Annotated in this window: 14 protein-coding genes; 9 read left to right on the top strand and 5 right to left on the bottom strand. The window is 55.9% G+C overall.

The features are described 5' to 3' along the window. Window positions 1-158: 158 nt before the first annotated feature. The 7 genes from ACEN8Z_RS14870 (at window position 159) to ACEN8Z_RS14840 (ending at window position 5,529) form a co-directional block, all read left to right on the top strand. Window positions 159-1,103 carry a chromate resistance protein ChrB domain-containing protein gene (locus ACEN8Z_RS14870; protein WP_495594665.1) on the top strand — a complete coding sequence of 315 codons (945 nt, stop codon included), beginning with the start codon at window positions 159-161 and terminating at the stop codon, window positions 1,101-1,103. Continuing rightward, window positions 1,096-2,454, top strand: a complete 1,359-nt coding sequence (gene chrA, locus ACEN8Z_RS14865) for a chromate efflux transporter (RefSeq protein WP_442101089.1) — start codon at window positions 1,096-1,098, stop codon at window positions 2,452-2,454. The genes ACEN8Z_RS14870 and chrA overlap by 8 nt, the downstream gene beginning before the upstream one ends. 83 nt (window positions 2,455-2,537) lie before the next feature. After that, window positions 2,538-2,990 carry a chromate resistance protein ChrB domain-containing protein gene (locus ACEN8Z_RS14860; protein WP_108232398.1) on the top strand — a complete coding sequence of 151 codons (453 nt, stop codon included), beginning with the start codon at window positions 2,538-2,540 and terminating at the stop codon, window positions 2,988-2,990. A 439-nt stretch (window positions 2,991-3,429) separates the two neighbouring features. Then, the gene (locus ACEN8Z_RS14855; RefSeq protein WP_008000866.1) at window positions 3,430-3,708 is read left to right on the top strand and encodes a DUF2790 domain-containing protein; all 279 of its coding nucleotides are present in this window, start codon (window positions 3,430-3,432) and stop codon (window positions 3,706-3,708) included. A gap of 277 nt (window positions 3,709-3,985) precedes the next feature. Continuing rightward, a complete protein-coding gene (locus tag ACEN8Z_RS14850; RefSeq protein ID WP_495598133.1) occupies window positions 3,986-4,639 on the top strand; it encodes a hypothetical protein in 654 nt (217 codons plus the stop codon). A gap of 83 nt (window positions 4,640-4,722) precedes the next feature. After that, window positions 4,723-4,929 carry a co-regulatory protein PtrA N-terminal domain-containing protein gene (locus tag ACEN8Z_RS14845; protein WP_007993354.1) on the top strand — a complete coding sequence of 69 codons (207 nt, stop codon included), beginning with the start codon at window positions 4,723-4,725 and terminating at the stop codon, window positions 4,927-4,929. A 150-nt stretch (window positions 4,930-5,079) separates the two neighbouring features. Then, complete coding sequence (locus ACEN8Z_RS14840; protein WP_495598132.1) at window positions 5,080-5,529, top strand: thiol-disulfide oxidoreductase DCC family protein; 450 nt, start codon at window positions 5,080-5,082, stop codon at window positions 5,527-5,529. Window positions 5,530-5,573: 44 nt separating this feature from the next. On the opposite strand, the gene ACEN8Z_RS14835 is transcribed toward ACEN8Z_RS14840, so the two are convergent. Next, window positions 5,574-7,697 (bottom strand): TonB-dependent receptor, encoded by a 2,124-nt coding sequence (locus tag ACEN8Z_RS14835; RefSeq protein ID WP_495598131.1) that lies wholly within the window; start codon window positions 7,695-7,697, stop codon window positions 5,574-5,576. Between the two features lie 279 nt (window positions 7,698-7,976). Here ACEN8Z_RS14835 and ACEN8Z_RS14830 point away from each other — a divergent pair, with 279 nt between their 5' ends. Continuing rightward, window positions 7,977-8,393, top strand: coding sequence for a hypothetical protein (locus tag ACEN8Z_RS14830; protein WP_495594664.1), 417 nt, complete (start codon window positions 7,977-7,979; stop codon window positions 8,391-8,393). An 84-nt stretch (window positions 8,394-8,477) separates the two neighbouring features. On the opposite strand, the gene ACEN8Z_RS14825 is transcribed toward ACEN8Z_RS14830, so the two are convergent. Both ACEN8Z_RS14825 and ACEN8Z_RS14820 read right to left on the bottom strand, forming a co-directional pair. Then, a complete protein-coding gene (locus ACEN8Z_RS14825; RefSeq protein ID WP_495594663.1) occupies window positions 8,478-9,176 on the bottom strand; it encodes an ion channel in 699 nt (232 codons plus the stop codon). An 80-nt stretch (window positions 9,177-9,256) separates the two neighbouring features. Beyond that, a complete protein-coding gene (locus tag ACEN8Z_RS14820; RefSeq protein WP_495594662.1) occupies window positions 9,257-9,625 on the bottom strand; it encodes an NAD(P)-dependent oxidoreductase in 369 nt (122 codons plus the stop codon). Window positions 9,626-9,663: 38 nt separating this feature from the next. Here ACEN8Z_RS14820 and ACEN8Z_RS14815 point away from each other — a divergent pair, with 38 nt between their 5' ends. Then, entirely contained in the window at window positions 9,664-9,975 is a 312-nt protein-coding gene (locus tag ACEN8Z_RS14815) for a trimeric intracellular cation channel family protein (RefSeq protein ID WP_495594661.1), read from the top strand. Window positions 9,976-10,603: 628 nt separating this feature from the next. Here the strand turns inward: ACEN8Z_RS14815 and ACEN8Z_RS14810 are convergent. Beyond that, window positions 10,604-12,100, bottom strand: coding sequence for an aldehyde dehydrogenase (locus ACEN8Z_RS14810; RefSeq protein WP_495594660.1), 1,497 nt, complete (start codon window positions 12,098-12,100; stop codon window positions 10,604-10,606). Beyond that, window positions 12,097-13,002, bottom strand: coding sequence for a dihydrodipicolinate synthase family protein (locus ACEN8Z_RS14805; RefSeq protein WP_495594659.1), 906 nt, complete (start codon window positions 13,000-13,002; stop codon window positions 12,097-12,099). Before ACEN8Z_RS14805 ends, ACEN8Z_RS14810 begins: the two co-directional genes overlap by 4 nt. Window positions 13,003-13,066: the final 64 nt, after the last annotated feature.

Below are 13,066 nucleotides of genomic sequence, written 5' to 3'. Positions count from 1 at the left end.
TACACCGAAAGCCAGAAAAAATTGATGTGGGATCACTGGCACAAAGGCGACTGCTCTCCAGTTAGCCTCGCCAAAATCCTGTTTCTGAAGGACGGCTTTTCAAGCACTGAAATCAGAGCTAATGTAGCCATCACTACAAAATAATTAGCGACCTCTACATGCCAAGTTGGCTAGCACTGATTCTCGGCTTACCCACCGCCAATGCCACCGAACGCATGCGAGCCTGGCGTGCTCTGAAAACTGCTGGTGCGGCGGTCCTGCGTGATGGTGTCTATCTCTTGCCTGATACCCGTGTCTGCCGCGAAGCGCTCGCAGCTGTCGAGCGCGACATCCTGGCCATCAACGGCACCGCATTTATCCTGCCTGTCACAGATCCTGACGGTGAGCGTTTTGTCCAGTTGTTCGACCGTAGCGATGACTACGGCAAGCTACACGCAGAGATCGAAGAATGCCGTGGGCAGCTCAATCCTGAAAACGCATTGGGCATCACCAAACAGGTGCGCAAACTGCGCAAAGCCTACGACCAGTTGACCAACATCGATTACTTCCCTGGTAAGCCGAAGCAGCAGATTGACGCAGCCTTGCAGGAGCTTGAAATTGCTGTCAGCAGAGCCCTGTCTCCAGACGAGCCACGCAGCCGCAACCAACCCATAACAGCACTCAACCGTGACGATTATCAGGGGCGTGTCTGGGCAACCCGCAAGCGTCCCTGGGTTGACCGCCTGGCCTGTGCCTGGCTGATCCGTCGCTTCATCGACCCTGACGCTCAGATCCTCTGGCTGGACACTCCACAGGACTGTCCGAGCGATGCGTTGGGCTTCGACTTCGATGACGCGGCTTTCAGTCATGTTGGCAACCGCGTGAGCTTCGAAACCTTGCAAGCCAGTTTTGAGCTTCAAGAGTCCGGCCTGAACCGCATTGCGGCTTTGGTGCATTACCTCGATGTCGGAGGCATTCAACCGGTGGAGGCTGCCGGCATCGAGCGCGTGCTTGCGGGGCTACGCGAAACCATTATCCACGACGACCATTTGCTGGCTGCTGCGAGCGCCATCTTCGACGGACTGCTCGCCGGATTCGTGAAAGAGGAACAACCCAATGAGTAAGGTTTTGGCATCAGCAGTTGAAGATAACCTGTCGAAACCTGAACCGATCAGTTTGCGTGAGGCATTCTGGTTCTGGCTGAAGCTGGGGTTCATCAGCTTCGGTGGGCCAGCAGGACAAATTTCGATCATGCACCAGGAGTTGGTAGAGCGGCGGCGCTGGATATCCGAGCGCCGGTTCCTGCATGCCCTCAACTATTGCATGTTGCTGCCTGGGCCGGAGGCCCAGCAGTTGGCAACCTACATCGGCTGGCTGATGCATAGAACCTGGGGCGGAGTGATTGCGGGGTCACTGTTTGTGCTGCCCTCATTGTTCATCCTGATCGCTCTGTCATGGATGTATATCGCGTTCGGCGAAGTGCCCGTGGTGGCCGGGCTCTTCTATGGGATCAAGCCCGCCGTGACGGCCATTGTGGTGCAGGCGGCCCATCGAATCGGCTCTCGGGCTTTGAAAAATAATTGGCTGTGGGCGATAGCGGCGGCGTCATTCACCGCCATCTTCGCGTTCAATGTTCCGTTCCCGCTGATTGTGCTGGGAGCCGCATTGATCGGTTACGTCGGCGGACGTCTGACGCCCGAGAAGTTCAGAACCGGTGGCCATAGCGCTACGGAAAAGTCCTTCGGCCCGGCCTTGATCGATGATGACACCCCCTCCCCGGAACATGCCCGGTTCAGTTGGTTGAAACTGGCAACGCTGGCATTTATTGGCGCCGGTTTATGGGCGTTACCCATGGGAGTTTTGACTGTTGTCTTTGGCTGGGAGGGCACCTTGACCCAAATGGGTTGGTTCTTTACCAAGGCAGCGTTGCTGACCTTTGGTGGAGCCTACGCTGTGCTCCCGTATGTCTACCAAGGCGCGGTCGGTCACTATGGCTGGCTAACCCCGACTCAGATGATCGACGGCCTGGCGCTGGGGGAAACCACACCTGGGCCGCTAATCATGGTGGTGGCCTTCGTGGGTTTTGTCGGGGCCTATGTCTCGCAGGTTTTCGGGGCCGATCAGGTGTTTCTGGCTGGCGCTGTCGCGGCAGCCTTGGTGACATGGTTCACCTTCCTGCCCTCGTTCCTGTTCATCCTCGCGGGTGGCCCGCTGGTGGAGTCGACCCACAACGAACTCAAGTTCACTGCGCCACTGACCGCCATTACCGCCGCAGTGGTTGGAGTGATCCTCAATCTGGCGTGTTTCTTCGGCTATCACGTGCTTTGGCCAAAGGGTTTCAGCGGCAACCTCGACTGGCCTTCAGCGTTGATCGCGATTGGCGCCGCGATTGCCTTGTTTCGCTTCAAGCGGGGCGTCATCCAGGTGTTGATGGGCTGTGCGCTCGTCGGCTTGGCGGTGCATCTGCTGCACTAGAGAACACCCGTTGATTCGCAATCTCTGGCGGGCATTGGGCTCGCCCGATCACCCAGCTTACTGAGCTAGGCAGGAGGTGTCTGATGAGGTGGGTTACCCGTGAACGGCCCAAGATTGACCGTATTGCCTGTCCTTGGCTAATCACCCGGTTTATTGATCCTCAGCCCGAGTTTCTATACGTGCCCAGCGGTGATGTGCTGCGGGTTGCAGCGCAGAAAGATGCAGTTCCCTACGACATTCCGGGCATTGAGCTTACCCACGAGGGCGAATTGTGCAGCTTCGATGCGTTTCTGAAAAAGTACCAACTCAGTGAGCCTGCGTTGCAGTATCTGGCCAGGATCGTGCGCGGCGCAGATACTTCACACTTGGAGCTGACCCCACAATCTGCCGGGCTGTACGCGATTTCACTAGGGTTATCGCGGTGCTTTGCCGACGACCATGAAATGCTGGCACACGGTCTGATCATGTATGACGCGCTCTACACCTGGTGCAAGGAATGCCAGGATGAATCACATAACTGGCCTCCACAGATGTGAGGAAACCCGCTAACCGAAGCCCAGCCTGGCGCTGGGCTTTCTACATCGGTGACAGTGATCGTCATTTGGCTGATTGTTGCAATGGTAAATCTCTGCAATGGGTCGATTTCAGCCCTCCGGGACAGGCAGTAATCGGCCAATATCCGATGTTTCTCCCCTGGTTCGATAGCAGGCGTTTTCGGTCCATGTACTGTCACAACCACCGCGCGAAAAATCCGTCATGACATGTCATGACCTCCTTCAGAAACGGACTTTAGCCAACAAATTCGGGGGTTAAAGGACGAATGGTCGAGAGGCGTCAAGCGCGGGGAATTGCCGGGAGTTTGCAGCCACTACAGGCTTTGCAGACGGGCACGTTCGTCGAGGTAAAGTGAACTTCACGCTCATCATGTGTCACATTAAGTCCCCGTTAAGCGAACTTCAGAAGAGGTACAGCCTTATGAATATAGCTACAGTAGTAAGTGCCGTGATTTCCAGTCTCGCGCCAAGTGTGTTTGACCAGAACGGCCTGCAAGAACCCGGCGCGCATGTCTCAGCCGTCGAATACCACTACGGAATGGACATCGATGTAAAACGGGTACTGCAACGTACCGATACATCCGACAAGACCGGCGTGGTACCGGTGACCCTGGTCTACGAAGACAGCGAGGGCGAAGTTCACAAGATCCGTTTCCTCGAATGGGGTGGAAGTCCCGCCGACCCCACCAGCATTGCCTGATCCGCCCGTCGATCGGGTTCTGGGCCTCGCCGGCCCTCCAGAAGCGGAAGTTAAACCTCATATGCACTCAGTGCGAATGATGTTTTTTGTTACCTGAAAATTGACATGATCGAATGATTAAAAGTTCATTCGCGAAACTCACCATTATCTTGCCAGCGTAATGCCGCAAGATTAACTGATAAAAATTGCTGGATCTAAATGGCAGTCAGCAACGGTAAATTCCAATCAAACCGTGCCGATAGCCATGTTGATTCACTATTTAAGCCAAGAGGCAACCATGGAACTTAGTATGCTTTCTTCGTCCACCGTGGAATATGTGCGTTTGGGCGTTGTATATTTTCATCTTATCGCCTGCTGTGTGGCAATCGGGCTGGTTTTGACCAGTGACATTGCAATGGTCAAGCAACTCCTGAAGGGAGATGCATCAGGTCACCACGATGACGCGCACATGGAAAGCCTTCAGAAAACCGTATCGCTTGCACTTGTAGCGCTTTGGATTACGGGCATTGGTATTGTCGGGATCGATTATGCCGGCAAGGGGATGGAGTATTTCCTCAATCCAAAACTGCAAGCCAAAATCGGCATCGTTGTGCTGTTGACCTTTAACGGTTTCCTGTTGCATAGCGCTGTATTGCCGGCGCTGAAAAAAGCCGGTTCGTTACTCAAACTCTCCTTCAGCCTGCGCATGCTGGCGCTGTTCTCCGGTGCGCTCTCTGGCGTGTCGTGGTTCTATGCCGCCATGCTGGGGGTTGGTCGTCCGCTGGCCTGGAAGTACTCGCTGGTGGAGTTGCTGGCAGCCTATCCGGTTCTCATCGTCGGTGGATTCGGGATGATGGTACTGCTCACTGTCTGGGCAAAAAACAGAGACACCGAAGCGCGCATGGAGCAAGGCACCTGGAAACCAGGAAACGCCGCCCTGGCTGGCTGGTGAAGCCAGGTTGAACAAGGAAGTTCAGCTTCAGTAAATAAGTTCCGTTGTTAGCCGTTCACAAAGTTTCACTTGAGGATACCCAAATGAAATCCATGAAAGTTCTCTTCGTAGTCGCCACTCTGACCGCTTCTTCTCTGGCGATGGCCACAGGTGGTGGTGACCGGACCTTCGCACGCATGGAGTCGGCCCGGAAAGTCTCGATGGAAACCTACCAGGTTGCACAGAAACAGAAGGCTGAAGCCGCTGTCGCTCAAAGCAAAGCCAGGGCAACCGATCGCGCCAATGGCTGATCGGGGCAGCGCATCCCCAGGCCGGCAGAAATGTACGGCCTCAAGCCTCAAATGCAGCACTCAAGGTGCTGCATTTGCCGTTTTGACCGAAATCCCGCCTACACTAAAACCAGTGTTCCGGGATAACCAGGCTCCCTTGGACCCATGCTTATGCCAGCCTCACACACCCGCCCCTCACCCGCGCCGTTGCTCAAACCTGGAGAGACGGTGGTCTTGTTCGACGGTGTCTGCAAGCTGTGCAATGGCTGGGTGAGGTTGTTGATTCGCCATGACCACCAGCGGCGCCTGCGGTTGGCGGCGGTTCAGTCACCCGAGGGGCAGGCCCTGCTCGCGTGGGCGGGTTTGCCCATGGATCAATTCGACACCATGGCGGTGATCCGCGACCGACACTACTGGGAGCGTTCGAATGCATTTTTCGAAATCATCGCCCAGTTTCCCGCACACTGGCGCCCCGTGAGTCTGTTGCGCATTTTCCCACGCAAACTTCGAGACTGGGCATACGACCGCATTGCGCTTAATCGTTATCGGCTCTTCGGGAAATACGACACATGCCTGTTGCCGGATCCTGATCATGAACAGCGCTTTTTGAAAGCACCCTAAACAAACGCCCGACAATGCCGGGCGCCTGTTCTTCAGGTCTGTACTCAGAAGCGATAGTTGGTGCTCAGTTCCAGCGTCCGCGGGGCACCGGGCGTGATCAGATCCACCGAACCATGCGCCGAAGCGTAATAGTCCTTGTCGAAAACGTTGCGCAGACGCAGGGCCATGTCCCATTTCTGCTGGTTGTACAGCAGCGCGGCGTCCACTGTTGTATAGGCCGGCATCACCACATTGTTATCCAGCGCGGTATAGCGATCATCGACATAGTTGGCCCCCATGCCCACACGCCAGGTTTGCGTCAGCGAACGCACCAACCACAGGTTGGCGCTGTGGCGCGGCGTCAAGGTGGGCACCTGGCCTTGGTTGGCGACACCGTTGGTAAAGCTGTTGGACTTGGTGATCTCGGCATCCAGATAGGCATAACCGGCATAGACCTGCCATTTGTCACTCAACTGCCCGCTGGCGGTCAGCTCAAGGCCGTCGGTGCGCTGCTCACCCGCAAGCACCAGGTTGGTCGGGTTCGCCGGATCGCTGGTTTTCATATTGGTGCGTTCCAGGCGGAACAGCGCCGCCGTCAACGCCAGGCGATTGTCGAGCAGGTCCCACTTGCCGCCGATCTCGAAGTTGGTGGTCTCCTCTGGTTCAAGATCCTGGTTCGTCGTACTCAGGGCGAACATCTCGGCGGAGGGTTGGTAAGAACGGCTCACCGAAACGTAATAGGACTGCACTTGATCAGGCTGGTAGACCAGACCGACTCGCGGGCTCCAGGTGGTATCGGTGCGCGACAGCTCGCTGTGCGTCAGGTCATCGGCGTATTCCTGGTCGAACACGTCGTAACGCACACCCAGCAGAGCCTTCCAGTGTGGCGCCAGTTCGATCAGGTCCTGTATGTAGAAGCCGGCGGTGTCCTGGGTATTGGTACCCTTGGCGGTTTGCCGGTTGGCCTGGAACGGTACGTCGACCAAGGCATCGCGATACACCGGCACCCTGGCCACATTGGACTGGCTGAATACGGACTGGTCCTTCACCTGGCGCCCCAGCTCCACACCATAGAGCAGGTTATGGTTCATCCCGGCGAGCACGGCGCGCTGCTTGAGTTCGGTCTGGTTGAACCACCCGTCCTCCTTGCGCTGCACATTGCCGCGGTTGAGTTTTACCAGCAGTTCACCATTGGGAGCAGTGACGAAACGTGTCGGGCTGGAGTCAGCGAGAGTGTTATTGCGATCCAGGTCGTAGTGGTAGTAACGACTGGTATTGCTCAGGGTGAAATCGTCGTTGATCCGATAGTCGACACCCGCCGTGAACGAGAACACTTCGCTGCGGGTGTAGTCATCATCCGGGTCGGCGGCACCGAAGCGCTTGTCACGATCCACATCGACCGGTCGGTCGCCTCGTGCCGGGATGCCGAAGTCAATCAGGCGCTTGTCATACAGATAGGTAGCGCCCAGGTCCAGTTCCAGATCATCCGATAGCTTGAAGTAGGCCGAAGGCGCGATGGCCTTGCGGTCGATGTAGCCGTCATCCCGGAAGGTGTCGCTGTTCTCCAGAGCACCGGTCACACGAAAGGCTTTATCGCCTTGCTGCTGATCGGCCCAACCGGCATCGAACTGAGTGCGTTTTTTGCCCTCGCTGTCGACACTGACGCCGACCTCCTGTTTGGGGGCGAAGTTGGGTGTCTTGCTGATGCTGTTGATCAGTCCCCCCGAAGAGCCTCGGCCATAGAGCACCGCAGCCGGCCCCTTGATCACTTCCACCCGCTCGACGTTGGACAGATCCCGGAAGTACAGCGCATCGTCGCGAATGCCGTCGATGTACATGTCGCCAATGGCACTGAAACCACGGATGGTGACCTGGTCGCGCTGGCCGTCACCATTGGACAGGCCGATACCGGGGACATTCTTCAGCACGTCTTCCATCGACTGAGCCCCCTGATCCTTGATGACGCTCTGGGGAACCACATTGACAGTTTGCGGGATATCCCGTAGCGGGGCATCGATCTTCAGCGCGCTCCTGCTCTCGGTCGACATGTAGCTCTGCTCGCTGTACTCACTGTTCACAGCGGTTGCCGGTAGGGTTAGAGCAGACTCCGTTTCTGCCTGTAAATCAGGTACAACCAGAACACCCAGCAACGACAGAGAGGCTGGGTAAATGCGCGATCGAGCCACTATGGACACCTTCGTATGAATTATCGCGCGAATAATAACGATTATCTTTTGTAAGTAAATACATATCATTCCTATTCAAATAATCGACTCCACTCTGAACGATCGTCTCAATTTGATTGATGGCCCACAGAAGCACTCCGTCCCAAGCAGCGGCTCCCTAGAACTTTTCCCTGTTTATCGGTCTATTTGGACAGGCACATCCGCTCGGTAAGCGCGCCCCCGCAGGCTTCCCGTCGCCAGATGGCCACACGTCCAATTGTCCATCAGAGGTTGTCTTCGTTCATGAAATTCCATGATCCACGGATGGTGCTCTTCAGCCTGTTCGCGTTCGCGGCAGTGGGCTCGGCATCAGCAACACAGATGAAGACCTCAACCCCTGTTTTCGCAACTGAAGTCGCAGCCGTTCAGGCTCCGGTCCAGGCTGCGGGCAACCCTTGGCCGACCTTGGCCAGTATGGCCGACAAGCAGCCAGGGCCGTTGCTTGCCCATGACGATCGATACTGGCATGACGACCGATACTGGCATGACGGCCGTTGGCACGATCGTAGAGACGATTGGCGCCGAGATGAATGGCGTAGAGATAATTGGCGTAGAGAGCAAGCCCGCCGAGAGGCCGAGCGCCGGCGTTATTGGGAGCACCACCAGGATCGGGCCATGCGGTACCGCTACGAGGACGACCATCGCTACTATCGTCGCTAATGCGAAGCCACAGGATCAATCCACCTGCAACACAGGCGCTGCTCCGCTCACTAATGTCCGGAGGTGGCTCAGGCAAATCGAAAGTCACTTAGTCTGATTAGATGGATAAAGACCGGCAAACCTCGCTATCACAACACCAACGTAAAAGACTCCTGAAAACTCTTCGACCATCACAAGTGAGCGGGCATGGTTGGTCATAGGAATAACATCACCGTAACCGGTAGTTGTGAGCGTCGTGAGGCTAAAATAGATCAGCTTGAAGAAAGTGCCGGGCTGTACGAAGTCGAGTTGGCCAGGGCCGAATGAGCCAGCCCTGGACATCTCGACCAGGGCATATACGAACGACCAGACGAAGGCCAGCATGATGTAACCCGCAAGCGCACCATGCAGCTTGTCCGCTGTAATCGGTCCGTGCTTGAGGATATAGCGAAGCACTCCACTGAACGAGACGGCAAGAGACGCCACATAAGCTATCCCGGCAAGCCGAAGAATCGCCGTACTCTCAGCCCACAACGCTCCCCATTGAAGGCCAACCCCAAGCAACGCCAGGCCCAGCTTGAGGATGAGCCCCCGCCGAGTCTGCCTGGTGGCGAAAGCCCCCACGAGCAGAACGATTGAAAAAAGAATTCCAAGCAACGTGCGAGCAAATATACCTTCCTCAAGAAAGGGAAACAGAAGGATCAATCCTAGCAAGAGCAGCAATAGATAGGTGTAGGGACCTTTCCCCATAATCATCTGAGCTAAATCCTCGCCGGATTCGGCTTTATCTTGCGGATTTGTCATATCGGTTTCCCAGAGACGCTCGAGACCAAATGTTGCACGGTTGAATCTGACCGGGCTTTAGATTAGTCGGCAGTGAAACTCTAGTCGCGAATGCATGTGAGAGGATTCTGTACCAGGACGTCCAAAACGGCACTTCTTATGCGGCCTTCGTTTAGAGCTGTAAGCAAATCCCGCTCAACAACGTGGGCACCCCGCCCCACATTAATCAATCCAGCTCCAAAAGGCAGACAAGCTAGCCTCCCAGCATTGAGTATTCCGTTTGTTTCAGGGGTCAGCGGCAACATGTTAACGAGGATGTCGCACTGAGCTAAAAACTCATCCAACTGCTCTGGGCCGACACAACAACGCCCACCAGGAACATCCTTCAAGGAACGATTCCAGCCACTGAGCCGAAACACCAATGGTTCAAGACGATCAAGCGCAGTTCGCCCTGGATTACCCAGCCCCATGACTCCGACACGCCGCTGCGAAGCGTGCACGATCGGCCTTGGCTGCCACCGAAAAAGTCCTGGCACTGCATCTCGCCGCGCCCTTGGCAGTGATGATGGGCGTGCTCACCAGCATCGGCGGCGGCATTGCTCGCGATGTCCTGGCCGGAAGGGTTTCACTTCTGATGTCCCGTGACATCTATGCCACACCACTAATGCTGGGGTGCACGCTCTATGTACTGTTGCGCGACCTGTTCTCATCGATCTGGATCGCTGGTTGGATCGCTTTGTTTTTTACCTTCGGCCTGAGGTTTTTCGCCATTTATAAGCATCTCCAGATGCCGGCGATTCTCTCCACCAGGCAAGGATGAATTCGCAGGTTTTCCACGATGGGCGAAGGCAGCCCAACAAGCGTTCAAAAAACGCGCTTGTTTTTAATTCTGCATCTGAATAGAAAAAAGCTTGCGGATCGCTCCGCAAGCAAAATGCCGCGAAAAATTGGTCGTTTCTGTATCAATGCATAAGCAGCAAGGGCAAGTACCGCAAAACCTGCTCGACCCAATGTAATCACAATCGCGCTGGCATGAATCATGCGCGCCAAAAATACCAGTCAAACCAAACAACAATGCAGTGATGTGGGCAGAAGTTAAGGCAGTGCGATGAGTCGTCATAAAATGGATTCGAGAATGTTGGGTTAATCCGTGGCTATTCTCTTTGGCGGGGGATTATTGTCATGGGCAGTATTGAGCACGGCGTTCTATTATCGATTTCCTTGGCCGAGAAACTAGCCGTTTTTAACATGCATCCGAAAATGCGATATTTATGAAGAGTTAGCATTAACCTGATCTCGTCGTGCTGTTGTTTTTATTGATTGCCAAAAGACAGAGCTGGTGTTTTTTATTTTTTTGCTATCGGTTGTTTCTGAATCAGAGCAGCACCCATCCCGACATTCGTGGTATTCGGGATGAGTGTGCATACCGCTGTCATCGGCCCGGTAAATTAGCGATCAGAGACGTCGATCCATATGGTCTTGATTTCGGTGTACTGGTCGTGAGCCCAGATGGACTTGTCGCGCCCGCCAAATCCGGACTCCTTATATCCGCCAAACGGCGTAGAAGCATCACCCTCACCGAAGCAGTTCACCGTCACGATCCCTGCGCGAATTTCGCGCGAAAGCTTGATCGCGTTGCGCAGGTTGTCGGTGTAGACCGATGCCGCCAGGCCATACACCGAGTCATTGGCCAGGGCGATGGCTTCGTTAACGGTGTTGAACGTGGTAACCGCCAGCACAGGGCCAAAGATCTCTTCCTGGAACAGTCGGCTATCGGCACCTACGCCATCGACAACGGTCGGCTCAACAAAGATATCGCCCTCGGTGTTGCCGCCATAAACAACGTCGAGCTTCTCGACAACGGCTTGCTCGAGGTAGGAGCGAACCTTCTCGAAATGCGCTTTGCTGACCATGGCGCCAAGACGATTGTCCGGATCCAGTGGATTGCCCATCTTCCATTCGCGCATTTGCACGCCGATGCGCTTCAACAACTCGTCCTTGATGTCGGCATGTACGATCAGGCGCGAAGAGGCCGAACAGTTCTCGCCCATGTTCCAGAACGCGCCGTTGACGACGTGGCTCGCGACCAGATCCAGATCTTCAACGTCATCCATCACCACTGCCGGGTTCTTGCCGCCACACTCCAGCACAATACGCTTGAGGTTCGAGTCCGCCGCGTAGTTCAGGAACTTGCGGCCGGTGGCTGTCGAACCGGTGAAGCTGACCATGGACACGTCCATGTGCCGGCCAAGCGGCTCGCCCACTTCACCGCCCCCGCCGGACAGCACGTTGAACACACCGGCCGGCACGCCTGCCTCAAAAGCCAGTTCGACGACGCGCAGTGCCGTCAAGGTGGTTTCCTTGGCCGGTTTGACGATGATGGAGCAGCCCGCGGCCAGCGATGGGCCGATTTTCCACGCCAGCATCAGCAGCGGGAAGTTCCAGGGCAGTACCAGGCCGACGACCCCGATGGCTTCACGCACCACCAGGCTCAACGCGCCGGAACCGACCGGTGCAGTGCTGTCGTAGATCTTGTCGATCAGCTCCGCATGCCAGCGGATCATGTGAATGGTTTCCGGAACATCCGTGAGTTGGCACTCGCGAACGGGTTTCCCGCTGTCCAGGCTTTCCAGGACAGAAAGCTCGTGAGCGTTCTGCTCCAGCAGATCGGCAAAGCGCAACAAGACCTTCTTGCGCTCGCCTGGGCTCAGTTTGTGCCAGCGACCATCTTCGAACGCTTCCTTGGCCTTGGCCACCGCGAAGTCAACGTCTTGAGCGTTGCAGGCGGTAATCTCGGCCAGCACGTCATTGGTCGCCGGGTTGGTTGTCGTAAAGGTTTTGCCCGACACCGATGTGTAAGGCTCACCGTTGACGAAGGACTGAGTCGGGAACTTCAGTTCCCGAGCGATGGCGGCATATTCTGCCGCGCTGAGAAGGCCAGTCATTTTGCGCTCCCGGTCACCTGGGCGACGTCACGTTTCAGAGTGGTGATGATTTCCTGCAGGGCCTGTTTTTCGTGGTCGTACAGAGGTTGCAGCGGCGAACGTACACTGCCGGTACGCAGGCCATTGAATTCGCAGCCAGCCTTGATCGACTGAACGAATTTTCCGCTTTCCAGGAAGTCCATCAGCGGCATGAAGGCGCTCATGATCTTGCGACCTTTATCGAAGTCTTTTTCGACGACACAGGCCTCGTAGAGCGCAACGTGCTCACGCGGAATGAAGTTCGATCCGGCGCAAACCCAGCTACGGGCGCCCCAGGCGAAGAACTCCAGCGCTTGGTCATCCCAGCCACAGGACAGGCTGATATTCGGGTATTCACGTGCCAGACGATGGACTTGCGCCATGTCGCCGGAGCTTTCCTTGATTGCCACGATGTTTTTGCTTTCGGCAACGGCCGCGAAATACTCCGGGCCCATGCTGACGCCCATGCGTGCCGGGTAGTTGTAGAGCATGATCGGCAGGTCGGCAGCGCGATCCACGGTCAGCGCGTGGATGGCGTTTTCTTTCTCGGTAGGCAGCGCGTAGGGCGGTGAACCGACCAAGATGGCATCTGCCTTGATCGAACGAGCGGCCTTGGCATATTCGACCGAGTCTTCAGTGCGGATCGCACCAGTGCCGATGACCAGCGGCAGTCGACCGCCGATGACATCTTTGGCCTGAGCCGCCAGTTCGATGCGCTCTTGAGCGGTGTGGGCGTAGTACTCGCCGGTCGAACCACCAATGATAATGCCGTGCACTTTCGACTCGATCAGATACTCCAGCACCTCGGCGAAAGCGGCCTTGTCGATTTCACCGCTTGCCGTCAAAGGAGTGATTGCCGGGGTATAAATACCTTCGAATTTCATGATTGCCTCTCCATCTCTAAGGGAATGTTTTCCAACCTGGCGTCCACCGCCATTTATCAGGGAC

The organism is Pseudomonas sp. Pseusp10 (genome assembly GCF_059492225.1).
This window is presented reverse-complemented; position numbering and strand designations above follow the sequence as displayed.